Source organism: Paenibacillus sp. J22P165 (assembly GCF_059692015.1).
Genome location: NZ_JCAUAP010000001.1, coordinates 510,419 through 535,467 on the forward strand (window position 1 = coordinate 510,419; position 25,049 = coordinate 535,467).

The window sequence follows — 25,049 nt, forward strand, 5'->3', positions numbered from 1 at the left end:
ATAATTTCTGATTTTAAACTTATAATTCCTATAGACTTACTCTGTATTAGTTTCTATAATGAAATATACGATTTCACCCATTTTCTGTCAATAAATTGGCGACACATGAACAGGAATGACGATGAATGACCATTATGAACCTAATCGAGGTGACTTTGATGTCTATGCAGCGATTCAATCTGATACCCTTGGAGGAAGCAATTGATTTACTTGGCGTTAGCCGTTCGACCTTTGACCGGTGGCGTAAATTAAAGCAACTTCCTTTTGTGAAAATTGGTAAAGAGATCTTAATTGATAAGAAAGAATTAGAGCAATGGGTACGTCTCCATGCGGTAAGTTTACAGAATCCTGTCTTTACAGCAGGAGCATCATCTACCGTATCTACGCAAGAAAGCCCTACGTTAACGGTTGGCTATCAGAGTGGAACAGCTCATATGTGGACATCTCTCATCATGAAGGAGCTAGGCTGGCTAGAAGAAGAGCTTACCGCTGCCAATCCAAGTCGTGTCGTTCAGGTGAAATGGTTTGATGGTGCGAATGGTGCGGTCCTTCTGCAAGGGATGATAGGCGGGAGCATTCAGATTGCTTCGTTAGGGGACTATCCGATTGTCCTAAGTGCTTCGCTGCGTCAGACGTTCCCCGCTTTTAATCCTGTACTTATCGCTTTTGATGGTAAAACGTCCGGTGGACAGGGGATATCACTCATTTTGCGCAAAGGACTTGCGCCCAGTGATATTTCGGAAATTTGCAGTTGGTCACTGACGTCGGCGGCACAATCAAGTGCAGGTAGACGGTTATCTAAGCTGCTCCAATCACTAGGGGGCAACGAAAATCAAGTTATCCACAAAGAGATGGATGAAAGTATGGCGGGGATTGTCAAACGGAAGATCGCAGGATGTGCCATGTGGGAGCCCTATATTTCTTTGGTTAACTATCACGGAGTGGGCAACGTGCTTTTTCAAGAAGGGATAGGGGAAGATTACCTGACGGGCGTCGTCGCAGACGAAAGGTGGGTTCAACATCATGAAGGAGATACTATCGCTTATTTGAAGGCACATCTCCGCGTACACGCCTTTATTCGCAAGAATCCCGATGCAGCGGCAGAGCTGATTTCTCGAATGAAGGGAATCCCGGTGGAGATTGCTGTTGCCATTATGACCAAAGTCAGATGGGACGCTTCTTTTTATACAAAAGATATGAATTCGCTCGTACAGCTCAATCAAGAGGATAACGCTGTTCACACGCCCGCATTGCCCAAAATACAGGACATTCGTTGGAATGGGGACTATTTACAACAAGCGATTAAAGCATTAAAACTACCTCAGTTGAGTCCTCATCCGTTAGAGGGAGATTGGTCAGCTGAACATTTGTACTAAAAGTGCACGGTTTCACTTCCAATCCTTTTCGGTATATAGTAAAGAAATGAGGTATGTGGAAGGGAGCTAGAAAGAAGAACATGCGTGCAACGATGACTACGACAATGACCGATAAACAACAAGGAATTTTTCCAGCTGTCTGTCCTCTGGACTGTCCAGATCAGTGCGGGTTGCTGCTTCATAAAGAAGAGGGGAAGATTGTCAAAATAGAAGGAGACCCTGATCACCCCGTGACACAGGGAGCGATTTGTAACAAGGTTCGCAACATGACGGCACGTATTTACGATGATAAAAGGCTGCAGTACCCCATGAAACGTGTCGGTCCCAAAGGGGAAGAGGCCTCTTTTGAGCGGATTTCTTGGGATGAGGCATTGGATACAATCACGAGTCGCTGGAAGGAAGTTATTGCCACGGAAGGCCCAGAAGCCATTCTGCCGTATAGTTTCTATGGTAATATGGGGCGGATTGGGACGGAAGGCATGGATCGTCGCTTCTTCCATCGGATGGGAGCCAGCCGGTTGATGTATTCGATTTGCGAATCGGCAGGCACCGAGGGGTACAAATATACGATGGGCGGCAGCTATGGGACCGATCCCGAGGATACGGTGCATGCGAAGCTGATCATCATGTGGGGCATCAATGCCGTCAGCACGAATATGCATCAGGTGATGCTGGCTGAGAAAGCCCGCAAAAATGGCGCACAAATCATCGTGATTGATGCGCATAAGAACCAAACAGGACGCTGGGCGGACTGGTTCATTCCTATTTTGCCAGGGACGGACGCGGCTCTCGCACTTGGCATGATGCACATTCTGTTCGCTGAGGGGATGACGGATGAAGATTTCCTCCAGGAGTACACGCTAGGGTATGAGGAGCTTAGAGCGCACGTGCTGCAATATAATCCAGCCAGCGTTTCTGAGATTACAGGTGTGCCTGTGGAAGACATATATCGCCTTGCTCGCTTATATGGCGAGACATCTCCTTCCTTTATTCGTATTGGGAATGGGATACAGCACCACGATAACGGTGGCATGTGTGTGCGGACAATTGCCTGCTTGCCAGCTTTAACTGGACAGTGGCTGCATCAGGGCGGCGGTGCAATCAAAGGAAATGGTGCATATTTGGAGCATAACCTTGCTGCCTTGCAAAGGCCAGATTTGCGTTCGAAGGAAGCTCGATTAATCAATATGAATCTGCTTGGCAGCGCATTGTTAGAGCTAGACCCACCTCTCCATGCGTTGTACGTGTATAATTCCAACCCTGCGTTGGTCGCCCCTCATGCGAATAAGGTGAAAGAAGGGCTGGAGCGGGAGGATTTATTCACCGTCGTGCATGATTTGTTTTTAACCGAGACAGCCAAGTATGCGGATATTGTGCTGCCAGCGACGTCCTCTTTTGAAAATACAGACTTCTATCGCTCCTATTGGCATCACTATGTGCATCTTCAGCTGCCAGTGATTGCGCCTTATGGTGAGAGCAAAGCGAATGTAGATGTGTTCCGACTGCTTGCAGCGAAGATGGGCTACGAGGATGAAGCGCTGCGGGACAGCGATGAGGACATGGTTCGTCAGGCCTTGAATCACCCAGGAAATCCAGCTTTAGCAGACATTTCATTCGATGCCTTATTGGATTCGGGATTCATGAAGGCGGCGACTCTGCCCTTATTTCCCGGGAAACTGCGGACACCTAGTGGCAAAATCGAACTATACTCGGCGGAGATGGCGAGTAAGGGGTTTCCAGCACTTCCAACGTATGTGCCGCTTGCTGAGGACAGTGATTTGCCATTTATGTTCATTCCAGCGCCGAATCATAACTTTTTGAATTCAACCTTTGCGCATAATGAGAAGCATGTTCGCATGGAGAAAGTGCCGAAGCTGCATATGCATGAAGACGATGCATCGGCTTTGGGCTTGTCCAGCGGCGATCTCGCACGTGTGTGGAACGAGCGCGGCGAGTGTGAGTTGGTCGTTATGGCTGGTCGCGATGTGCAGCGGGGGGTAGTTGTCAGTCAAGGGCTTTGGGCTGATACGCCAGGCAGCAAAACGCGCGTGAATGTCCTGACACCAGATCGCGTGGCGGATATGGGCGGTGGGGCTACCTTTTTCTCCGGACGGGTAGGCGTGGAAAAGTTGCAATGAGGTTGAACCTTTGGGCGGAGGATGGCATAGGGTACATCAGGAGATGATGACTTATGCCCATTCAGCAAAAAGCTTACGCCTTAATCGGGAGGCCGGTAGGCATATCCCTGATGGATGGTACTGGCGTTTCTGGTATTCTGTGCAGTGTACAAGGTGGCTCGATCTACGTCATTGAGTATTTATACCATACGCAATTTGCTACCAAACATTATACATTCAATCAAGTAAGAGATATTTTGCCGTACCCACAATGCCCGCAGCAGCCTGTGTATACACCGCAGCCGTTGTACTAGGGATTTGCACAAAAAAACCGATCTTTTTGGATCGGTTTTTTTGTGTGGGAGGGGGTAGCTCGCCGGGGGCGGTTGCCGTTAGCGCACAGGAAATGTGCAGTTCCGCGGCCGGCAGGCGCTCGCTAGCGCACAAAAAATGTGCGCAAGAGCAGTTCGCCGGGGGCGGTCGCCCGCTAGCGCACAGGAAATGTGCGCAAGGGTAGTTCCGCCTGCGGCGGCGGTCGTTAGCGCACAGGAAATGTGCGCAAGGGTAGTTCCGCCTGCGGCGGCGGTCGTTAGCGCACAGGAAATGTGCGCAAGAGCAGTTCCGCCGGCAGGCGCCTGCTAGCGCACAAAAAATGTGCGCAAGGGCAGTTCCGCCGCAGGCGTTCGCTCGCTAGCGCACAAAAAATGTGCGCAAGAGCAGTCCCGCCGCAGGCGTTCGCTCGCTAGCGCACAAAAAAAGTGCGCAAGATCATTTCCGCCGCAGGCGTTCGCTCGCTAGCGCACAAAAATTGTGCGCAAGAGCAGTTCCGCGGCCGGCAGGCGCCCGCTAGCGCACAAAAAAAGTGCGCAAGAGCAGCTCCGCGGCCGGCAGGCGCTCGCTAGCGCACAAAAAATGTGCGCAAGAGCATTTCCGCGGCCGGCAGGCGCCCACTAAAGTGGTGGTACAATGACTTATCGAGGAATGGCCTTGATAGAGGTTTTTTTGATGTGAAATCACAAATTATCCACTCCCTAACCTAAATAAATGACAATTCATTTACGAGGAAAGCGAGTATGATCATTTTTGTATACGCTTACAATGGGAGAAATATAACGATAAGGAGTTTTGCACAATGAAATTTCAAAATGTCCAAAAAAAGTTCGCAATCATGCTTATGTTTTCTATGATATTGTCTTTGCTCCTTCCGGTAGCAGGGATGGCAGAGGATGTTGAGGTCATCGTCAAAGCACTTCCCCCGTCAGCTGACGCAGCAATTCAGTGGAAGAGCGGAGATGCCGCTTCACCAACCTTTGCAGATACGAACTACGATAAAAAGAATGGATCCACGGATGGGTTATTCAGTATCTCTTCAACAAGCTCGCAAAAGAAACAAATGTATATGAAATTTGATGTCGCAACAGCTTCTGATCCGAGTTATACCTATACGTTGCAAGTTTCTGCGAAATTAGGAAGCAGTCTGACTACAGCAGATTTGCAAGTATTCGGCCTAACCGATAATTCATGGCAGGAAAGCACGTTTACTTGGAACAATGCGACTGTCCCTCAAAAAGATCTATCGCAAATGGAGCGAGTAGGTCAATTCACAATTACAACGTTAAATGGTGCCAAACCGATCTATCACGATATTGATGTCTCTGATTATGTGAGACGTCATTTAGCGGATGGCGTGGTGACGTTTGTAGTCGCTGATTCGTTGCTAACAGGGAAATCCGTTAACTTCTACTCAAAAGACAATACATCCGTTTCTAATCCAGAAACGCAGCTTCTTGTGAAACGCATCGTACAAGGTGATAGCACCCCGCCGGAGTGGCCAACAGATGCTGCACTAAAGTCGACTAATCTTGGAACTGATTTTGTTCAATTGGCTTGGCCAGCGGCAACCGATGATAGCTCGGTAGCTAGTTATCAGATCTATCAAAATGATGCACTTGCAGCAACGGTTTCAGGCAGTACGACTTATACAGCACATGGCTTGACTCCCAATGCTAGTGTCTCCTATTCGGTCTATGCAGTAGACATTGCTGGAAATGTTTCCATGCCGCCGTTGACTTACCACACAACGACACTATCAGCGCCGGTTTCGCCAATTCCAGTCGTTGAAGTTAACGCAAGCAGCAGCGACGGAAATGTAGAAAGCAACACCTTAGACAATAATTTATTTAGTCGTTGGTCAGCCTCGGGTGATGGTCAATATGTAATGTTTGATCTAGGCGAAACCAAGCGGATTGGCTATGTAGGAATTGCTTTTTATAAGGGAGATCTCCGCTCTACTCGGATAGATATTGAAACCTCAAATGATGCAATAGCGTGGACAAATGTATTTAGTGGAAGCAGTCGCGCAACCACAGCGAATATGCAAGCTTTTGATATTCCCGATACGAATGCCCGTTTCGTAAGGATTGTTGGGCATGGAAATTCTGATGGCAGCACGTTTACAAGCTTAACCGATGTTATGATCTACGCGCCATATGTAACAGGCGATACACCGGTTGCTATTGTTCCGAATATTACACCAACACCTCCTGCGGGTACGGTTCCATTCGCTAAAGCAGGATTGACCCATCCAGATGGTAGTGCGCATGTCCTGCATACGCCTAATCCTGTTATAGGTGCAACGATTAATGTAACCAGTTATGGTGTGGATCTTGCTGATAATGCAAATGATGACCGTGTTGCGATTCAAAATGCCATTAATGCGGCTGCACCAGGGGATGAAGTTTATTTGCCGAATGGCGTGTATAACCTAATCACTTCGCCTGATGGCTTTGTGAATTTGAAGCTGAAGTCCGGTGTGAATGTACGCGGTGAAAGTGAAATTGGTACCATATTAAAGTCAAGCATCGATGATATTAAAAATAGTTCCGTAGTGAAGTCATCGAGCCAACATGATATTGTCGTGTCTAACTTGACGATCACATCGACTTGGAATCGAAACTTTTCTTTAGAGCATGCGACGAATAATCCCGATGCAGGTGGTCCTGACAGCAGCATTGCTGTAGCTAACTATGGTGAGATCCCCTCCTATAACGTGACGATAGATCATGTAACCGTGGAACGTTTTAGACGAATGGCAATCCGTATTGAGAACAGTCACGATGTGATCGTACGCCGTAGTACCTTCCGTAACGCAACAGATCTTGGAGGCGGCGGAGCAGGCTACGGAACCTCCATTCAAGGGATGCCGAAGGTAGACAGACTTGGTTTTGATAATGATACGTATTGGAATGTTGTGGAAGATTCCACATTTGAGGGTCCTTATTTACGTCACGGTTCCCTTATTCAGAATGTGGCACACAATAATGTTCTGCGAAACAACCATTATATCAATACCAAATTAGACGCCATCGATCTCCACGGTGAGTTGGAATACTTGAATGAAGTGTATGGTAATACCATTGAGAATATTTTGACAGGCGGTGGTGTAGGACTAGGCAATACAGGAGGGACTGCGCCATCTAACCATAGTAAATCCGGTCCTAAAAACCATATTCATGACAATGTAATCCGTAATTCGCGAGAAGGTATTGTTATTACAATGGGCACACCGGATACGTTAATTGAGAACAACATTATTGAAAATACGACTTCCGTTGAGAATGCGGTAGGAATCAATATTTTGAATGGACCAGGAACCCGTATTGTTAATAACATCGTTCGAAATAATACGGCATCCAATTACTGGGGGATCTTACTCGAACACGATAGAGGAGACCAGAATGCTAATTTTATCGGAGCGGGTGACCCTCAGAATGTACAAATTGAAGGAAATGTGATTACTGGTAATACAAATGGAATTCAATTACAAGCTGGCGACAACATTCTGCTAAGTAAAAATCGATTAAACAATATAGGTACAAATTACGATAAGGCTGCTAGCGTTACGGCATCGGAAATTTGGCCTTCCACGGACAACACATTAAGTGGTTTAGGTATTAGCGCAGGTACTTTGAGCCCTGCATTTGATGCAGCAGTGACGGAATATGTATCTTCTGTACCGAAAACAACATCTGAGCTTATCCTTACACCAACAACAGGGAGCGGAGCGGCGACATTAACTGTAAATGGTGCTTCCCTCGTTAGCGGATCACCTTCCAATGCTATCCATTTAAATGTTGGTGAGAATGTCATTGTAATTGTAGTTACTGCAGAAGATATGTCGACGAAGACTTATCATCTAGTAGTTACACGTTTACTCTCTGATAATGCGAATCTGAGTAACCTAGCCATTAGCTCAGGAACGTTTGTATTTGATCCAATGCTAACGACCCAAACTGTCAATGTATCAACTAGCAATTCTAAAATCCAATTCACACCTATCACTTCAGACAGTACGGCTACTGTGACCGTAGACGGAGAAACTGTTGCAAGCGGCTCTCCTTCTAAAACAATCAAATTGCATCCAGGTGCAAATGAGATTACGATAGTCGTTACCGCAGAAAATTCGTCAGTGAAGACTTATCACTTGCAGGTAATCCGGGGCAAGGACAAAGACAAGGATAAATAAATTAAAAAAAGCTTCGATCACTCTCAGCAACTAGCTGGGAATGATCGAGGCTTTTCTATTTATTAACGGTTATCAATCTTCTCTGGATACAGATCATGATTCATCAAGCGATGCTCAGCCATGGCCTCATACTTCGTACCTGGTTGACCCCAGTTACAGTAAGGATCAATGGAGATGCCGCCGCGCGGCGTGAACTTGCCCCATACTTCAATATATCGTGGGTTCATCAAGTCGATGAGGTCATTCATAATAATATTGACACAATCCTCGTGGAAATCACCGTGGTTGCGGAAACTGAATAGGTAGAGCTTCAAGGATTTGCTTTCGACCATTTTGATCGTAGGAATATACGAAATGTAGAGTGTAGCGAAATCCGGTTGTCCTGTTACTGGACAAAGACTAGTGAACTCAGGGAAGTTAAATTTGACGAAATAAGCCCGGTCCGGGTGTTTATTATCAAATGCTTCTAAGAGTGTAGGGTCATAATTAAAAATATATTTCGTTCCTTGATTGCCTAACAACGTAATGTCTTTCAAATCTTCATTACTTCTGCCTGCCATGGGTAAATCCTCATTTCATAGTTTTTTAGAGAGGGAGTTTGCGAACCTCTTCTTATATTCTGTACAAAATGTATCATAATCCGCAGGAAAAAGCACCTTGCTGCGAGGTGGCAATTATTACAGACTTATGTTAAAAAAAGATTGACAACAGACTGAAATTAATCAATTATGGATTTGAAAACAAATCTGAAACAAACCAGATATGACTTAATTCGACGTATTTTATTTCAAAAGTAAACTAGAAGAGAATCAGTGTGAAAGTGGATTGTGATTCCGGATTACCAGGGAGGATACTTCATGATCGAGATTCGTTGTGTGTGCGCAAACGAAATGGAGCAAGCGGTTCGTCTCTCGGATGAGACTTTTCGAGATGCAAGCCAGAAATCGATGTTAAAAGCATTTCCGAATGCGTTTGATTCTCGCCTTAATCAGTCATTCGGCGCATTTGAAAATGGGGAACTTGTCGCTTTCATGGGGCTTGTTCCATCTGTTGTACAAGTCTCGGCTGCTAAACTCAATGTGCTGTCTTTAGGTTCTGTATGCACCCACCCGAACTATCGGGGACAGAAGATCGCTTCTAACATGTTACAAGTCGTACATACGCACGCCAAACGTGTTGGTGCGAGTATGCTCCTGGTTTCGGGGGATGGTCCGCTATATATGCGAAGCGGTTGCCATTACTTTGGGCGGGTCACACGCTACGAAATAACGAATGACCATGCGACATATCAATCATTCATTGGGAATCCCGGTATCGAGATTCGACGTGTGCATACAGATGATTGGTTTCGACTTCATGCTGCGGCTGAAAGCCGTGAAGTTCGCTATGTACAAGGCGTGAATGAGCTCCCAATCTTGATGGATAGTGAGGCTATCGCCAGCTGTTATCATATGCATCATGCTGTATACGCAGCGTTTGAATGTGACCGAATCGCGGCTTATGGCATCGTTGCCATGCCTGTGCAGGGTAGAGTGGTGGAAGAGGAGGCTCCTTTTGTTGTAGAGTGGGGCGGCAGCCCGGAAGCGTTAGCGGCTATTCTACAGTTTGCATTGCAAGAGCAGGAGCTGGACGCATTGGAAATCCCGGTGATGTGGTATGAAACCAGGCTGCTCCAGGTGCTCTCGGATTTCCCTTCTAAGAGGATGCGGAACCATGGTACAGTGCATATCGTTAATCCGGAGCGGCTGTTCAGTGAGTTGTTGCCGTATTTGTCAGAGAAAGCGCCTGCCGCTGCTTCAAGATTGCTGATTCAGCAAGCGCCGGAAGATGGGGCTGTTGTGTTGTTGGATGGCAAGGAAATGGCGAGCTTGACTGCCCAAGAGGTTGTTGCTGTATGGTTTGATCCAGAAGCTGAGTTGAACGTTCCTGAACCACTGAAAGATGTGCTGACTCAACTGTTTCCCGTTCCGTTCCCGCATGCGGGAGGGTTGAATTTTGTTTGACGCTGGCTTGGAAGGCAAAGTGAAGTAAACGGAGGATATATCATGATCCAACTATCGAATCTGGAAGAGTTATTAGCGTTTCAAGTTAATACGATTAAGGATGGGCAGCTAGTCTATGTGGATGGGTATTATCAAAAGGGAGACGGTGGTTCCAAGGTTGTTCGTTGGTTGAATGACAGCGACCAAGCCGACAATGGCGGCACGATTCATGATCCCGGACATGGCGGGAGTGGCCGATGGCAGACTGTACATAATGGGGTTGGGGATTTTCGCTGGTTTGGCATTCTAGACCCATCAAGAAATGCAGATGACGCCTTGGATGCGATGGTGAAGGATCTCTCTATTCATCGGATCGAATCACATTCAGATCTGAACTTTGTCAGACGTCATACGTACGACAGAAGTCATATCGAACTCGATTTTGGAGGACATAGAGTCACAACGGTCGGAATCGAGCTGAATGCGAAAAGCAATCCATTTGGAGCCGTTATTTTTTTTCAGGGGAAAGCAATGGGCGATACACAGACGCTTACACTCTCTGCTGATCTACCAGAGCAATCTGATGTGCTAGAGGTGCTCGATGCGAAGTCTTTTGAGGTGGAAGACTGGTGGGTCGTTAGGATTCAAAATCACCCCGAAGGCTATGCGCAGCGCGAGCTGGATTATATGTTGCAGGTTACAGAAATTATTGATGCTCGACATATTCGCGTGAATTATAAGCTCGGATGGACGCTTGCTGCGGGTAGAGAAATCACATATGAGAAAATGCATCCTGTCTTACACAGCCACATTCGGAATATGAATTTCATAGGTGTTTCTGTGCCTGACAATGGATCGACGAGCGCAAAACCATCTGAAGATTGGGATCAAATAGGATCACATCCCATTGCCTATGAATTCGCTGTTGCTTGCAACGTTAGCGATGTCACAGCTACGAAGGTTTTCTGGCCGGTCATCGAGCGGCGTTACTGCACCTATTTTGTGACGGAGGGTTGCAGGTTAATGAATCCAGAGGAAGTGATTTGGGGTGGAACGGGCTATCTTACACAGCAACTCAATGTGTTGTACGGTCATGTCCGAGATTGCCATACAAGCAATGCCCGTCACTTAAACGATTTCACGTGTGGAGCTTACTGCATGGTGGAGAACTGCCATGGTGATGGCGATGAACATGGTTCTTTTGTCACGCACGGTCAATACGAGCATGATCTCACGTTTATCGGGAATTCAGGTTTGCTGTCGTTTGCCAACAGTGGCACAACTTGGGGGGATAGTGCGAAACGGATCACCGTGAAGAAACACGTTGCCTCGCGCGTAGTTGCGCACAAGCGAATTACGGATTTGACCCTGGAGGATGTCCATGCTGTCTGGAAAGAAGGATTGGTGGATTCCGGTACGATCTGGGCTAACGCAGATGGGTTGCAAATGAGAGGCTGTACGGCGGATACGATGCTTACACTTTCGCAGAGCTCATCACGTTCAAAGCGAAGTAATCTGGCTGACGGTTGTTCCTTTGGCATGTCGAAGGGGGCTGAAATCGCTCGTGCGCCCGTTAATACCCAAGTGGGATTTCGCCCAGTTACGACGGATTTCACGATGCAGAACTGCCAATTTCACAACGTTGATGGTAATTCCCTTGGCAGTATTAACAAACTCGTTCTGATGAATACCTGGTTTAGAGGCGCTTCTCCAGAAGCAAAACCCCTTCAAGTATGGTGTTCGGAAGTGGTCATGCAAGGCGGTGGTTGTGAGAATAGCGGCATGAAAGTGATGGGCGCATTTGATGAAGATCTGACGAGGGCGAGTGATCAGTCCATCACAGTTGATGGCGGCGCTATGTTCACTGGGACGAATGCCGAAAAGTCTTATATAAAGCGTGAAGAAATGTCAGGAATCGTGACGTGGGTATTCGGTGATTACAAAAGCTTAGCCATGGATGCCGAGACATCGCATTTCAGCATACCCACCGGCCCTAATAAAATGAGAGTCATAGGTTCTCGTTTCTTTGGCGGTAAGTATGAAATTGCGGAGAATGCGTTCAACCAGGATTCTTACTTGCTCATGATGGCATGCGTAGAAGAGGGAGTCGATAGATCATCTCTTCCAGCTGAATCGGATAGAGTGAAACATAAAGAGGGAAACATGGTCATATTTGAATAATCGTTGGAGCCTGTCTTTTCATAGATAGGCTCTTTTTATGTCATGTTAATGTTATATATTTGCGATGAAACGATTAAATTATGTAAGTTTATCTAACATTGTAAGCGATTCCAAATTAAAAAGTTGTTGACAACACATATGTTAGCTCCTTATAATAAAAAACATCAGAAACAAACCACAACTTACAAAAAAAGTTGTTGTGGTGTACTTTACAAATTAGAAATAAATCAGAAAAGAGGTAGGGTTATGAAAGCAGTAAAGGGCATCAATGGGTCAGCACAAGTGTTGGAGCTTCCGAACCCGGAAATGATTCCTCAATTTGTCAAAGTGAAAACGGAATATTCAGTCGTTAGCGTAGGCACAGAGTTGATGATGATAACTAATAATGGGGATGCCAATTTAGGTTATAGTGCCAGTGGCATTGTTATGGAGATAGGGGAAGGGGTTACACACGTCATCCCTGGACAACGCGTGGCTTGTTATGGGGTACCTGCCCATAGGGAACTCCTGCTTGTACCCAAGCATCTAGTGGTACCCGTGCCAGAGGCTGTGACTCAGGAGGAAGCGGCATTTGTTGGCATTGGTGCTATTGCAATTCATGCTTTGCGTCAAGCCAAACTAAGCTTCGGAGAAACGATTATCATCGCGGGGCTAGGCATACTTGGGCAAGTCATCGCCCGTATTGCGCATGCAGCGTCTTATAAAGTCATTGGTCTAGAGTTGATGGAGGAACGCTGCCGAACACTTGAGGCGATTGGCGCCATTGCATGCCGCACCAAGGAAGAGCTTCAGAAAGCTGTGGAATCTGATCCAGGATGTAAAGGTGCAGATGCGGTTATGCTTTGTGCGAGCAACCGGAAGTTTAGTATGATAGATGATGCAATTGGTTGGCTGCGGGACCGCGGTCGCGTTGTGATCGTCGGGGATACTGGAACGGAATTTGATAGGGATCTGCTTTTCATGAAAGAAGCGAGTGTTCATATTTCACGTGCGGGTGGTCCTGGTCGCTATGAAGAAACCTATGAGCAGCAAGGGGTCGATTACCCAATAGGCTATGTTCGTTGGACGGAAGGCAGGAATATGGGGGAGTTTTTACGTTTGATCGCACAGAAAAAGATTGATATTCAATCGCTGATTACTAATGAGTGCGCACTCGAAGAGTTACCCGCCATGTATCAAAACTGCTTTGAAAAGCCACAGAAATCGATGGGTATTGTCGTGCGCTATGAACAACCCAATCCCGCCGGAGTAGCAGATTCCTTTAACAATTAATAAAGGAGGTGATGGGGTATGCGAGCAAGTGTGAAGTCGATTTCTGGTGAACCCATAGGAAGAAGACGAATGACCACGCATATTTGGAAAACGTTTCTCCGATACAAATGGTTGTACTTACTTATGGTTCCGGGGATTGCGTATTACATTATTTATCACTATGTACCGATGTTCGGACTCGTAATCGCGTTTAAGAAGTATAACCTCATGAAGGGGTTATGGGGCAGTGAATGGGTTGGCTTCGATAATTTTCGGACCATTTTCGCATCGCCAGAATTTCCTAGTCTCGTTCGAAATACGCTGCTGATCAGTGTGTATCGTATTTTGTTCAACATGCTGCCTGATGTGATGCTGGCCCTTATTTTAAATGAAATTCGTGCTCCTTGGTTCAAAAGGATTGTACAAACGATTACCTACGGGCCTCATTTCTTATCATGGATTATAGTGTATGGTCTTGTGTTTTCATTCTTTGCGCCTGGTGCGGGGCTAGTCACGACGTTCTTTCGAGATATGGGCTGGGGAGAACTTGATGTGTTGACCAACTCGGACTATTTCCGTTCACTGCTAGTTACCTCGGATATTTGGAAGAGTACTGGTTTTGGAGCCATTATCTATTTGGCGGCACTGGCCTCGATCAACCATGAATTATATGAAGCGGCGGTTGTTGATGGCGCAGGCCGTTGGCGGCAATTGTGGCATATTACGCTCCCGGGTATACGTGAAGTGTTCATCTTACTGTTAATCTTGCGAATCGGACATATTATGGATGCTGGTTTCGAACAGGTATACATATTCTTGAACGCACGTGTTTACGATGTGGGAGATATTCTCGACACCTGGATCTTCCGCCGAGGGATTGAACAAATGGAATTCAGTGTTCCAGCAGCAATGGGCGTTTTCAAATCAGTAATCGGGCTGGTGCTCGTAATTGGAGCGAATAAATTGGCCAAAAAAGTCGGCGGGTCCGGCATCTGGTAAAGGAGGCATCGTTATGCCATTCATACTTAAGAAAACCAAATCAGACCGCATTGTAGATGCCGTTCTTTACACCGTACTCGGACTTTTCTGTTTAGCAACGCTGTTTCCAATCTACTTTGTCTTCATTATGTCCATCACACCCTATACGGAAGTGCTCAAGAACGGCGGATTTGTCATCGTACCGCATGCAATCACATTCGAAGCATTCACAACGATTTTTTCAAGCAATACAGTACCCAAAGCTCTGCAAGTATCGATATTCGTTACGGTCGTTGGAACAGCGTGTAATCTAGCCATTACGACGATGTTGGCCTATCCGCTATCGAAGAAATTTTTGCCGGGGCGCAATATCGTTCTGATGGGCATCGTGTTTACGATGTTGTTCTCAGGGGGGATCATCCCCATGTACTTGACGGTGAAAGCCACGGGCTTGATGGATTCATTATGGGCACTTATCATTCCAGGTCTGGTATCGTCCTTTAATATTCTGATTATGAAGACCTTCTTCGAAGGCCTCCCCTATGAAATTGAAGAGGCGGCGAAAGTGGATGGCTGCAGCGATATTGGTACACTTATGCGGATTGTGCTGCCGCTCTCGATGCCAATTATGGCAACGCTTGGTTTGTTCTATGGTGTGAATCACTGGAATGCGTACTTCGGCGGGGTCATGTATTTGAATGATCGCAGTCTATATCCGATACAGGTTGTGCTGCGGAATATGATTGTGTCACCGGCCATTAGTCAGGAGCTTGCCATTTCTCAATCTTCCTTAAATACCATGCCGCCGGAAACCATCAAGATGGCAACTGTTGTGGTGGCAATCATACCCGTTCTTATCGTGTATCCATTTCTACAAAAATATTTCGTCAAAGGCATGCTGTTAGGCGCTGTCAAAGGATAAGTCTAACAGCAGCCAATTGGCTGTAAGCCAGTCGCGTATTAAGTACGAGGGGGTGACAACGGGAAGTAGGTCTGCAATGGTTTGCTAGCAACGACTCGTATTCAATAATTTGACGGAAGTAAAATGGCTTGATAGTAGTTTCATACGCGTTCTCATTCTTCTAAAACGAACAGGGGGGTCTTTCATTTGAAAACGTTATCAAAAGTAACTACGCTATTATTAGCATCTTCGCTGGTCCTTGTCGCATGTACGAGTTCGAAAGAGGAGGCTTCTACTTCCCCAGCGAACACGTCGGCGACAACGTCGTCGAGCCCAGATGCCAAGAAGGAAAAGCTAGACCTGAGTTGGATGGTTATCGCAGATGCAAGCGCCCAACTTCCTTCAGCCGATAAAGACTTCGTGAAGAAAGCGATTGAAGAGAAATTCAATGTCTCACTGAAAATGACCTACTTGCCATTTGGCCAGGACTATACCAATAAATTGAATACGATGATAGCTTCTGGTGACATTCCCGATGTTTTCTACGCAGACGGCGTACCCTCCAATAACTACATCCGAGATGGTGTTGCAAGAGATTTGACGGGGATTGTTACACCAGCTAAAATGCCAAACTACTTCAAAAATTGGGTATCAGAAGCTACTTTGAAGTCGTATCAGGTACAAGGTGCGTTCAAGCGTGCTCCCGTGCCGTACGAAACAAGCTACTACCGTACCTTCTATATTCGGAAAGATTGGCTGGATAAGCTTAACTTGAAAATGCCAACGAACTACGATGAGCTTGTCAGTGTCATGAAAGCTTTTACGTTCAATGATCCAGACGGTAATGGCAAGAACGATACGTATGGTTTTACAGCGGCAGGCGGCGGTGCAAGCATTTCGATGGACTTCCCAGAATTCCTGAAAAACGGCTTTGCGGGAGATACGTATGTAGAAAATGATCAGTTCATTGACGTTCGTACCGATATCCGCATGCAAAATGTGCTTACGGATATTAAGACACTACTGGATATGAAAGTTGTCGATCCAGACTGGTTCTTGAACAAGTATGGCCAACATTTTGACAAAGCTGCACAAGGGAAAGCAGGTATTGTGATCGGTCAAGGCAGAGACCTTGCCTTCGATAACAATCCAGCTGGATTGCAAATGAAAGCGAAGGCAGCAGGTCAAACAACTGCAGACTGGGAGCCGTTCCATCCGTGGGAAAAAACCGGTACTTGGGTAGAAACGATTCCACAAAATCCGTTCTTACTCAGCTCCAAAAGCTCAGATGCCAAAGTACAGCGCTCTATTGAAATTCTAGATTGGCTCGCTGGAGAAGAAGGTTTCTTGTTGACGCGTTACGGGAAGGAAAACGTAGATTACAAACGCAATGGGAAAGACATCGAAGTCAATCAAGACGCCTATAAAAAAGACGTTATCGACAATAACAACTTTATTGAAGTCTATGGTTGGTTTACACCGCGTAAACCGGAAGTGTTTGGATTAAATATCATTGACCCTAAAGTAACGGAGCGCGATAAGAAAATCGTTGAAAAAATTAACTCTTACAAGATTCTTCCATCTGTCGGTACGGCTCTTACGGTCAAAGAAGGCATGGATATCGGAGCTATGCGCAAACGCATGAATGAACTGCATGTTCAAATCTTGTATAAAGAGAAGGATGCTGCGAACTGGCCGCAATATCGCCAAGAAGTGATGACCAAATTCGGTGGCAAAGCGATCTTTGATAACTATGCTGAGCTTACTTCCACAGCGAAAGGCAAGACAATCAAGTTCAAATCGGATAACTAAACGGCAATTTGTATGAGGCTGATACCACTCAGACTGGCGGATGCACCTCCGTTTCGTCAGTCTGACTTAAGTGGTGTTCCTGCAATCTATAGAATGGAGGTTTTCCGCGTGCGTTTGCAAGGGAAACGGGCATTGATTACAGGTAGTGCCAGAGGCATTGGTCAAGGTATTGCAGAGAAATTCGTGCAAGAAGGGGCACGTGTCGTATTGCTTGATTACAGGGCGGATCAGCTTGAAGCATCTGCTGACACAATTCGGAAGCAAGCGATAGATAGGGGACAAACGGCTCATGTTGCAACGGTCGTCTGTGACTTGAGTGTGCCTGAGCAAGTGGACAAAGCTGCTGAACAAGCGTGGGCTTACTGGGATGGCATCGACATTCTGGTCAATAACGCTGGCATTGCTACACGTGAGTCGTTCATCGACATTCCGCTCTCTCGTTGGCAGCAGGTGATCAACATTAATTTAAATGCGACGTTCCAACTGAGCCAACGTGTGGCGAAGGGGATGATCGCGAATGGGATTTGCGGTTCGATCGTCAATATGGCCTCGAAAAATGGCTTGGCTGGAAGTGCCGTATTGGCTCATTACAATGCATCCAAAGGTGGCGTTGTTTTGCTAACCCAGTCGATGGCTGTTGATTTGGCCAAGAATAACATTCGTGTGAATAGCGTTGCACCTGGCTTCATTGACACTCCGCTTGATCGCGAACTGAAGGAGAAATCCGAAGTAACACTTACCTTGACGGAACGAACCCCGATGCGCAGACTCGGTACCATTGAGGAAGTAGCGAATGCGTTTCTATTCTTGGCATCAGACGAAGCATCCTACATAACGGGCACGACACTGGTTGTGGACGGAGGTCATCTCGCCAATGCTTGTGATTTGTAAACGTTTGTAACCATACATCAGGATTGCGTGCAAGGAGGACAGAGTAACATGGCAGATGAGGACAACAAGCATGGAGTAAATGAGGCAGATCAACTTCGTGGTGAAAAATATTTTAACGACACAGGGCTTTGGGGGTTTATCCATCGTTCATTTACGAAATCCATGGGCTACACGGACGACGATTTAAAAAAGCCGGTCATCGGTATTTGTAACACATTCAGCGAGTTGAACAAATGCCACTCTCATTTTAGGGAATTGACGGACTATGTGAAGCGTGGTGTATGGCAAGCCGGTGGTCTGCCGATGGAATTTCCGACTATTTCGATCGGGGAGCCCTACGTGAAACCGACGACGATGCTGCTTCGGAATCTCATGGCGATGGACACGGAAGAAATGGTTAAAGCGCACCCGATTGACGGTGTCGTGCTCCTTGGCGGCTGTGATAAGACAGTGCCAGCGCAGCTGATGGCAGCTGTGAGTGCGAATATTCCAGCGATTGTCCTAACCGGCGGACCGATGTTGAACGGTAAATTAAACGGCCAGACGCTTGGCGCCTGCACCGATTGTTATCAGTTTACGCTTGAGCACAAAGCGGGCAACATTTCTGACGAACAGCTCACCATCGCCGAGAATGCCATTTGCCGCAGTGATGGTCACTGCATGGTGATGGGGACGGCCAGTACAATGGCGGCAATCGCTGAAGGGCTTGGAATGGCACTTCCTGGTTGTGCAGCAATTCCTGCCCCAGATTCTAGGCGTCGCCATATGTCGGAGCAGACGGGAAAGCAAATCGTGGAACTCGTCCGTCGCAATATCCGACCGCGAGACATTATTACCCCAGAATCGCTGGATAACGCGATTCGAGTTACGATGGCATGCGCAGGATCAACCAATGCCATTATCCATTTGGTGGCGATTGCTGGACGACTTGGCTACCGGTTACCGCTTGAGCGGTTTGACGAAATTAGCGCGACGACACCGTTTATCCTGAACGTTCGCCCATCCGGCAAATATCAGATGGAAGAGTTCTTCGAAGCGGGCGGCGTGCCGTCTCTAATGAAGGAAATTGAACCGCTGCTCAATGGGGGTTGTTTGACCGTTACGGGTCAAACTGTTAGCGAGAACCTGCGAGGCGTGAAGGTCACTGACCGCGAGCTGATCTATCCGCTTGAGCAGCCAATTGCTCCGCAAGGCGGTATTGCGGTGCTACGCGGAAACCTCTCGCCGAACGGTGCGCTGATCAAGCAAACGGCCGTTTCCCCGCATCTCAAAAAGCACCGTGGACGCGCTGTCGTCTTTGAATCGCCGGCCGATCTGAATGCAAGGATTGACGATCCAGATTTGGACGTCGATGCGAACAGTGTACTCGTGTTGAAGAACGCTGGACCGAAAGGCGCACCAGCGATGCCAGAAATCGGGCAAATCCCGATTCCGAAGAAGTTGCTGGTACAAGGAGTACGGGATATGGTGCGAATTTCGGATGCCCGCATCAGCGGTACTTCATACGGTACTTTGATTGTACACGTTGCTCCTGAAGCAGCCATCGGTGGACCTCTTGGGCTCGTGCAGGATGGCGATGAGATTGAGCTCGATATCGATATGCGCAAGCTGGAGTTACATGTAGATGAAGAAACACTACGTGAACGCAAAGCGAAGTGGCAGGCACCTCCCCCTGCCTACGATCGTGGGTATGGCCTTCTGTTCCTAGAACGAGTACTGCAAGCGGATGAAGGCTGTGATTTCGACTTCCTACTGCCGCCAGAGCTTCGCAAATAGCGAGTATAAGTATGTGTTTGTCTTACCTATCCCCTTACGATGAGGAGTTGTTCAACGATGTTCTTCCTAGATGACAAAAAGGGAAAATCGAATGCGACAGACGTAAGCAACGAGGAGAATCAAACGAACGGTAAGTCAAATGAGGCTATCAGTAGACGTAAAGTTTTGGCAACGATAGGGCTTGGCGGCGTCATGTTGGCTGGCAGTGTCTTAGGTCCTAGATTCGCCTCGGCGGATAACGGGTCGTCGAATGACAAAGATGGCAAAGACATTAAGGATGGCGAACGCGTACAGCTAGTTAACAATGTGGCTGAACTAAAATCTCTCCCACCAGGTCAGTTGAGGGATGGCCAGCATTTGTTCGTTGGTGGTTACAATAAGAGCGGTGATGGAGGCGGCAAACTGGTTCGTTATGTAGCGGACAGTACCAAGGCAGACAATGGCGGTACCGTGCATAGGCCGACGATTGGCGGTAATGGACGCGAGTCGAACGATGCAGGCAAGGGAAACAAACCGCCCAAAGGAGAAGGTTGCTTTGAAGTCGTACATCATGGTGTAGGCGATTTCCGGTGGTTTGGTATTTTCGATACGAGTCAAAATGCAGATAATGCGCTGGATGCACTAATCAACGATCTTTCAATCCACCGTGTCGAAGCACACTCGGACCTTAATTTTGTGAAGCGCCATGTGTATCACCGTAGTGACATCGAAATTGATTTCCACGGCCACACCGTCACGACCGAAGGAATCGAACTGAACACGTTAGACAATCCGTTCGGAGCGGTCATGTTTTTCCAAGGTGTCGTAACTGGTGTGGCGCAAACAGTTACGCTGACGGAAGATATATCTGAATATTCAGATATATTCGAGGTGGCTGATTCGTCCATCTTTGAGGTGGATAGCTGGTGGCACGCACAGATTAAGAATAATGCGGCTGGTGGTGCCCAGCGTGAGCTCGATTACCTCATCAAAGTAACGGAGATTTTTGATGCTACCCACGTCAGATTCAACTATAAGCTAGGCTGGCTCCTGGCTAAGGGACGTCCGATTACGTACAAAAAAATCAACCCAGCTTTCCGCTGCCATGTGCGCAACATGAGTTTTATCGGCATACCTGTGCCGCTTAACGGCACTAGTCTCAGACCATTCCCGACATGGGATCAGATTGGATCGAATCCGGTTGCTTATGAATTCGCTGTTGAATGCGATGCATCGGGCATCAAAGCTAGCAAAGTGTTCTGGCCAGTTGTCATGCGGAGATACAACACGCATTATGTGACAGAACGCTGTCAATTGATGAACCCAGAAGAACGCGATTGGGGCGGCACTGGCTATTTGACGCAGCAGATCAACGTGCTGTACGGGCATGTCCGAGATTGCAATACGAGCAATGCACGTCACTTGAATGATTTTACCTGCGCAGCTTATTGTATGGTTGAGAACTGTCATGGGGATGGCGATGAGTACGGTCCGTTCGTCACGCACGGTCAATATGAACATGATCTGACCTACATCAATAACTCAGGTCTTTTATCCTTTGCCAACAGCGGTACGACTTGGGGGGATAGCGCGAAGCGCGTGACCGTCAAGAAGCATATCGCATCGCGAATTGTCGCGAACAAGCGGTTAACTGACTTAACACTTGAGGATTGCCATGCCGTCGTAACGTATACCAAACCTGGGGTGAAAATGGCTAATTCAGGATCATTCTGGGTGAATATGGACGGCTTGCAGATGAGGGGATGTACGGCGCAAGAGATGGTGACGATTTCCAAAGGCTCCTCGCGTGCAAAAAGGAAGAACATCATTGATAGCTGCTCCTTCGGCATGCTGAAGGGCTACGAAATCGCCCGTCCGATTCGCAGTGGGACGACCCAAGTGGGGTACACGCCGAGCAATGGGGAATTGACGATCCTCAATAGTGAATTCTACAACATTGAAGAGGTCACGCTTGGAAGTATTAATAAGCTTACACTCATTAATACGTGGTTCAAAGGCCTGCCTCAGGTAGGAGGTACTGTGAAGGTGGGTACGCGTGAAATCATCATGCAAGGTGGTGGTCTCGTGGATTGCTGCTTCTTGCTCACCGGTGCTTGGGACAAAGTGGGGGACGTTAACAATGCGAAGAGTAAGCCTGACCAATGGATCACCATTGACGGAAGCGCAATTCTTAGCGGAGTAAATGGGGAGAAGGCGTTTCTGAAGAGTGTAGATACAACGAATGTGGTTACTTGGAATTTCGGAAACTATACGAGTGTTGCCTCGGATGCTAGTACAGCACATTTCTCCATTCAAGGTGGGATGAATAAATTGAAGGCGATCGGCTCCCAATTTACAGGAGGGAAGTATGACGTATCGGCTAACGCATTTGGCAGCGGGAATTACCTCTTTATGACTTCTTGTGTGGAAGAGGGTGTGAATCGGACTGCCCTTCCAGCAGAAAGTGATACCGTGAAACATAGCGTGGGCAATTTTACCACTTCATACTAATTGGCAATAGTCGTTGAAACCTTATGTACATTGACATGTGATGGTGGGTCGTTGCTATAATACAAATAACAATGCAGATACAGGAAGTACCCATGTTTCCTGATCTTGTCAGTGTATCGGATGGAAATGAGGTTTATAGATGGAAAAACGGACAACTCGCAGCTCCTCTCGCTCGCGCCTAAGCGAACTCGTCAACACATTGAGAGAAGATATTTTGACAGGAAAGAGGTCGGTAGGGGAATACTTACCTTCCGAGAAAACGTTCGCCGCGGAATACAATTTAAGCAATCAATCGGTTCGTAAAGGGCTGGATATTCTTGTTGCAGAGGAATTAATTGAGAAGATCCCTCGTGTTGGTACCAAGGTTGTCGGTGCGCCTGAAGGCGCTTTCGTAACCGTGAAGCTTGGCTTCCATAGTTCCGTTACCGATGAGGCGGATATTCATAGGTTGCTATCCAGTTTTCAAAAGGAAAACCCACATATTCGGGTGCAAGCCGTTCCTACCTCAAGCAATAACTACAGTTATATCAGCGAGTACTTGTCCAGTGGGCTCCTCGACGTGGTCATGATGAACTTTAAAGATTTCCAGGAGTGTGTGGAAACTGGCGAAGAAGGCATGCTGGAGCCGACGGAACGGAATCCAGAGCTGTATTCATTTTTATCAGATGCCTTTGTGGCAGATGGTCGACAGCTCGTGCAGCCGTTTATCTTTTCCCCACTTATTCTATGTTACAATCGCGAGCATTTCCATGCGGCGAACTTGCCTGAACCAGATAGCTCCTGGCAGTGGAAGGATTTGATCGAATATTCGTCGAGACTGGCCATTCCGAATGAACGCCTCGGCTTTCACTGCGACTTATACTCGTCCAATCGTTGGCCGTTACTCCTGTTGCAAAAAGGTGGGAAGTTTGAGCGCCATGAAGATGGCAGACTTAAGCTAGCTGGCACAGCTATGATGGATGCGCTTCGCTATTGTGGGGAGATGAAGCACAGTATTCCTTCCTTATCAGAAGGGATTACTACGGGTGAATCGGAACTGCTCTTAGCCAAAGGCAAAGCCTCGATCATCATGACCAGTTACTTCTACTTAAATTACCTGCTGGGTGAGAGGCTGTCCTTTGACATCGCGCCTGTACCGCATTTTGGTACCCCAATGACAATGCTGCTTAACACGGGACTTGCTGTCAATCGGAAGTCACAGGTGAAGGACGCGGCGGTCAAGTTAGTGGAATATCTAACTAGCTATAAGGCTCAACTTTTCGTTCGTCAGCACACATACAGTCTTCCCGCCAGAAAATCTGCCGCAGAATGGGTAGGGGAAGAAAAACGCTATCTGCCGTCCCGATTTTCGCTATTTCGCGAAACGATCCCTGGGTTTCGCTATTTCACAGATTTAGCTATTAGTGCAAGAGAGCTATCGGATATAAACCAAGAGCTCAAAATGTATTGGGCTGGCTTGGAAACGGAAGAGGTATTGTGTTCTCATATCGAAGAGCGTCTTACTGTTAGTTCAGTGTGAGAACGCCTTTCATCCACAATCTTGTTGGTCAAAATTCGTCTAACCAGAAGGAGTGAGTTATGTGCCGCATTTTAGTGCTTCAACTATTATGTTACTAATTATAACTGCGCTGGTATTGTTCGGTCCCAAGAAGCTGCCTGAATTAGGTCGTGCGTTTGGTAAGACCTTGAGGGAGTTTAAGAAGGGAACCAAGGGCTTTATGGAGGAAGAGGACTCATCCCCTTCACTGCAGTCACGTAAAGATTCTCACTTGGATGAGGCTAATAAACGATAAATGATTTCCTTTAACATATAGCAATGAAACAGATCGACTCGATAGGGCTATAGCCGGATGGAGTACGGTCTCTTTACGATGCCCAAAAAAAGCAAAAAGGCGGTGCAACAGATGATCTTTGATTGTCATACGCATTTATTTCTTCCTGGTCAAACCGATGGACCCTTCCTAGCTGCAGTAAAGCGCAGTTGGGGTGAACATATGGATATCCTCGCAACGCCAGAGATGCATGAAGAAAATATACGTGCTTTTGATGGAGCTATCGTGCTTGCTTTTGACGCTCCTGCTACCGGCATCCAAGTACCTAATCAGGTTGTTGCTGAGTATGTAGCTAAGCATCGTGGACGATTATTCGGCTTTGCGAGCATCGATCCCAACAGGGCATCTGCAGCTAGACTGTTAGAAGAGGCTATCAAAGAATATGGCCTTAGCGGACTTAAACTGGGACCGATTTATCAGAATTTTTACCCGGGTGAGCAACGTCATTTTGAGTTGTATGCCAAAGCGGATGAATTGGGATTGCCCATTATGTGGCATCAAGGAACGTCCTTTGTACCCGAAGGATACCTCGATGCGTCTAGGCCAGCAGCATTAGATCCGATTGCCCGTGCATTTCCTTCTCTGAAAATGGTTATTGCACATATGGGTCATCCTTGGGTGGATGAATGTATAGCTGTAGTTCGCAAAAATGCCAATATGTATATGGATTTGTCGGCATTAGGTTCACGACCATGGCAGTTCTATAACGCACTCGTTTCAGCCATGGAGTATGGGGTCACACATAAGATTTTATTTGGTTCCGATTATCCTTTTTTCACTACCCAACAAACCATTGACTCGTTTCGGAATATTAATCACTTGGTCGAAGGAACGAAGATGCCGCACATTCCAGAGAAGATCATCGAAGACATCATTCATCGCAATACGCCAGAGATACTTGGTCTGACGGCATCCCTATAACATTTTTCAGGAGGAA

General features: G+C 47.0%; 17 protein-coding genes and 1 riboswitch. Of the genes, 16 read left to right on the top strand and 1 reads right to left on the bottom strand.

Features of this window, described 5'->3' with window-relative positions:
• The first annotated feature begins 125 nt into the window (after nt 1-125).
• From AC58QM_RS02300 to AC58QM_RS02315, 4 genes are all read left to right on the top strand, one after another.
• A complete protein-coding gene (locus AC58QM_RS02300) occupies nt 126-1,376 on the top strand; it encodes a helix-turn-helix domain-containing protein (protein WP_497281014.1) in 1,251 nt (416 codons plus the stop codon).
• An 80-nt stretch (nt 1,377-1,456) separates the two neighbouring features.
• Entirely contained in the window at nt 1,457-3,514 is a 2,058-nt protein-coding gene (locus AC58QM_RS02305; protein WP_497281016.1) for a molybdopterin oxidoreductase family protein, read from the top strand.
• Nucleotides 3,515-3,567: 53 nt separating this feature from the next.
• Nucleotides 3,568-3,807: a hypothetical protein gene (locus AC58QM_RS02310; protein ID WP_310501182.1), complete on the top strand. Its 240-nt coding sequence runs from the start codon at nt 3,568-3,570 to the stop codon at nt 3,805-3,807.
• An 818-nt stretch (nt 3,808-4,625) separates the two neighbouring features.
• The gene (locus tag AC58QM_RS02315; RefSeq protein WP_497281018.1) at nt 4,626-8,018 is read left to right on the top strand and encodes a cadherin-like beta sandwich domain-containing protein; all 3,393 of its coding nucleotides are present in this window, start codon (nt 4,626-4,628) and stop codon (nt 8,016-8,018) included.
• A 62-nt stretch (nt 8,019-8,080) separates the two neighbouring features.
• Here AC58QM_RS02315 and queF read toward each other — a convergent pair whose 3' ends face one another.
• Nucleotides 8,081-8,578 carry a preQ(1) synthase gene (queF, locus tag AC58QM_RS02320; protein WP_497281020.1) on the bottom strand — a complete coding sequence of 166 codons (498 nt, stop codon included), beginning with the start codon at nt 8,576-8,578 and terminating at the stop codon, nt 8,081-8,083.
• Nucleotides 8,579-8,589: 11 nt separating this feature from the next.
• Nucleotides 8,590-8,633: riboswitch (PreQ1 riboswitch) on the bottom strand.
• A gap of 242 nt (nt 8,634-8,875) precedes the next feature.
• Between queF and AC58QM_RS02325 the strand changes: the two genes are divergently transcribed.
• The 12 genes from AC58QM_RS02325 (at nt 8,876) to AC58QM_RS02380 (ending at nt 25,033) form a co-directional block, all read left to right on the top strand.
• Nucleotides 8,876-10,021: a GNAT family N-acetyltransferase gene (locus AC58QM_RS02325; protein WP_497281022.1), complete on the top strand. Its 1,146-nt coding sequence runs from the start codon at nt 8,876-8,878 to the stop codon at nt 10,019-10,021.
• 42 nt (nt 10,022-10,063) lie between these two features.
• Complete coding sequence (locus AC58QM_RS02330; protein WP_497281024.1) at nt 10,064-12,181, top strand: putative phage tail protein; 2,118 nt, start codon at nt 10,064-10,066, stop codon at nt 12,179-12,181.
• 246 nt (nt 12,182-12,427) lie between these two features.
• The gene (locus AC58QM_RS02335; RefSeq protein ID WP_497281026.1) at nt 12,428-13,453 is read left to right on the top strand and encodes a zinc-dependent alcohol dehydrogenase; all 1,026 of its coding nucleotides are present in this window, start codon (nt 12,428-12,430) and stop codon (nt 13,451-13,453) included.
• Nucleotides 13,454-13,471: 18 nt separating this feature from the next.
• Entirely contained in the window at nt 13,472-14,431 is a 960-nt protein-coding gene (locus tag AC58QM_RS02340) for an ABC transporter permease (protein WP_497281027.1), read from the top strand.
• A gap of 13 nt (nt 14,432-14,444) precedes the next feature.
• Complete coding sequence (locus tag AC58QM_RS02345; RefSeq protein WP_173110729.1) at nt 14,445-15,332, top strand: carbohydrate ABC transporter permease; 888 nt, start codon at nt 14,445-14,447, stop codon at nt 15,330-15,332.
• A 186-nt stretch (nt 15,333-15,518) separates the two neighbouring features.
• On the top strand, nt 15,519-17,123 hold the full coding sequence (locus AC58QM_RS02350) for a type 2 periplasmic-binding domain-containing protein (protein WP_497281029.1): 1,605 nt from the start codon (nt 15,519-15,521) through the stop codon (nt 17,121-17,123).
• Between the two features lie 108 nt (nt 17,124-17,231).
• A complete protein-coding gene (locus AC58QM_RS02355; protein ID WP_497281031.1) occupies nt 17,232-18,014 on the top strand; it encodes an SDR family NAD(P)-dependent oxidoreductase in 783 nt (260 codons plus the stop codon).
• Nucleotides 18,015-18,062: 48 nt separating this feature from the next.
• On the top strand, nt 18,063-19,790 hold the full coding sequence (locus AC58QM_RS02360; protein ID WP_497281032.1) for an IlvD/Edd family dehydratase: 1,728 nt from the start codon (nt 18,063-18,065) through the stop codon (nt 19,788-19,790).
• Nucleotides 19,791-19,847: 57 nt separating this feature from the next.
• A complete protein-coding gene (locus tag AC58QM_RS02365) occupies nt 19,848-22,280 on the top strand; it encodes a putative phage tail protein (RefSeq protein WP_497281033.1) in 2,433 nt (810 codons plus the stop codon).
• A gap of 139 nt (nt 22,281-22,419) precedes the next feature.
• Entirely contained in the window at nt 22,420-23,799 is a 1,380-nt protein-coding gene (locus AC58QM_RS02370) for an extracellular solute-binding protein (protein ID WP_497281034.1), read from the top strand.
• A gap of 88 nt (nt 23,800-23,887) precedes the next feature.
• Nucleotides 23,888-24,073 (top strand): twin-arginine translocase TatA/TatE family subunit, encoded by a 186-nt coding sequence (locus AC58QM_RS02375; protein WP_497281575.1) that lies wholly within the window; start codon nt 23,888-23,890, stop codon nt 24,071-24,073.
• Between the two features lie 111 nt (nt 24,074-24,184).
• Nucleotides 24,185-25,033 (top strand): amidohydrolase family protein, encoded by an 849-nt coding sequence (locus AC58QM_RS02380; protein ID WP_497281035.1) that lies wholly within the window; start codon nt 24,185-24,187, stop codon nt 25,031-25,033.
• Nucleotides 25,034-25,049: the final 16 nt, after the last annotated feature.

Bases quoted from the DNA above. Each gene is read 5' to 3' on its own strand.
- AC58QM_RS02380 (WP_497281035.1), top strand. From the start codon at position 24,185: ATGATCTTTGATTGTCATACGCATTTATTTCTTCCTGGTCAAACCGAT.
- AC58QM_RS02315 (WP_497281018.1), top strand. From the start codon at position 4,626: ATGAAATTTCAAAATGTCCAAAAAAAGTTCGCAATCATGCTTATGTTT.
- AC58QM_RS02325 (WP_497281022.1), top strand. From the start codon at position 8,876: ATGATCGAGATTCGTTGTGTGTGCGCAAACGAAATGGAGCAAGCGGTT.
- AC58QM_RS02340 (WP_497281027.1), top strand. From the start codon at position 13,472: ATGCGAGCAAGTGTGAAGTCGATTTCTGGTGAACCCATAGGAAGAAGA.
- AC58QM_RS02365 (WP_497281033.1), top strand. From the start codon at position 19,848: ATGTTCTTCCTAGATGACAAAAAGGGAAAATCGAATGCGACAGACGTA.
- AC58QM_RS02360 (WP_497281032.1), top strand. From the start codon at position 18,063: ATGGCAGATGAGGACAACAAGCATGGAGTAAATGAGGCAGATCAACTT.
- AC58QM_RS02370 (WP_497281034.1), top strand. From the start codon at position 22,420: ATGGAAAAACGGACAACTCGCAGCTCCTCTCGCTCGCGCCTAAGCGAA.
- AC58QM_RS02300 (WP_497281014.1), top strand. From the start codon at position 126: ATGACCATTATGAACCTAATCGAGGTGACTTTGATGTCTATGCAGCGA.
- AC58QM_RS02375 (WP_497281575.1), top strand. From the start codon at position 23,888: ATGTTACTAATTATAACTGCGCTGGTATTGTTCGGTCCCAAGAAGCTG.
- AC58QM_RS02345 (WP_173110729.1), top strand. From the start codon at position 14,445: ATGCCATTCATACTTAAGAAAACCAAATCAGACCGCATTGTAGATGCC.
- AC58QM_RS02335 (WP_497281026.1), top strand. From the start codon at position 12,428: ATGAAAGCAGTAAAGGGCATCAATGGGTCAGCACAAGTGTTGGAGCTT.
- AC58QM_RS02305 (WP_497281016.1), top strand. From the start codon at position 1,457: ATGCGTGCAACGATGACTACGACAATGACCGATAAACAACAAGGAATT.
- AC58QM_RS02330 (WP_497281024.1), top strand. From the start codon at position 10,064: ATGATCCAACTATCGAATCTGGAAGAGTTATTAGCGTTTCAAGTTAAT.
- AC58QM_RS02310 (WP_310501182.1), top strand. From the start codon at position 3,568: ATGCCCATTCAGCAAAAAGCTTACGCCTTAATCGGGAGGCCGGTAGGC.
- queF (WP_497281020.1), bottom strand. From the start codon at position 8,578: ATGGCAGGCAGAAGTAATGAAGATTTGAAAGACATTACGTTGTTAGGC.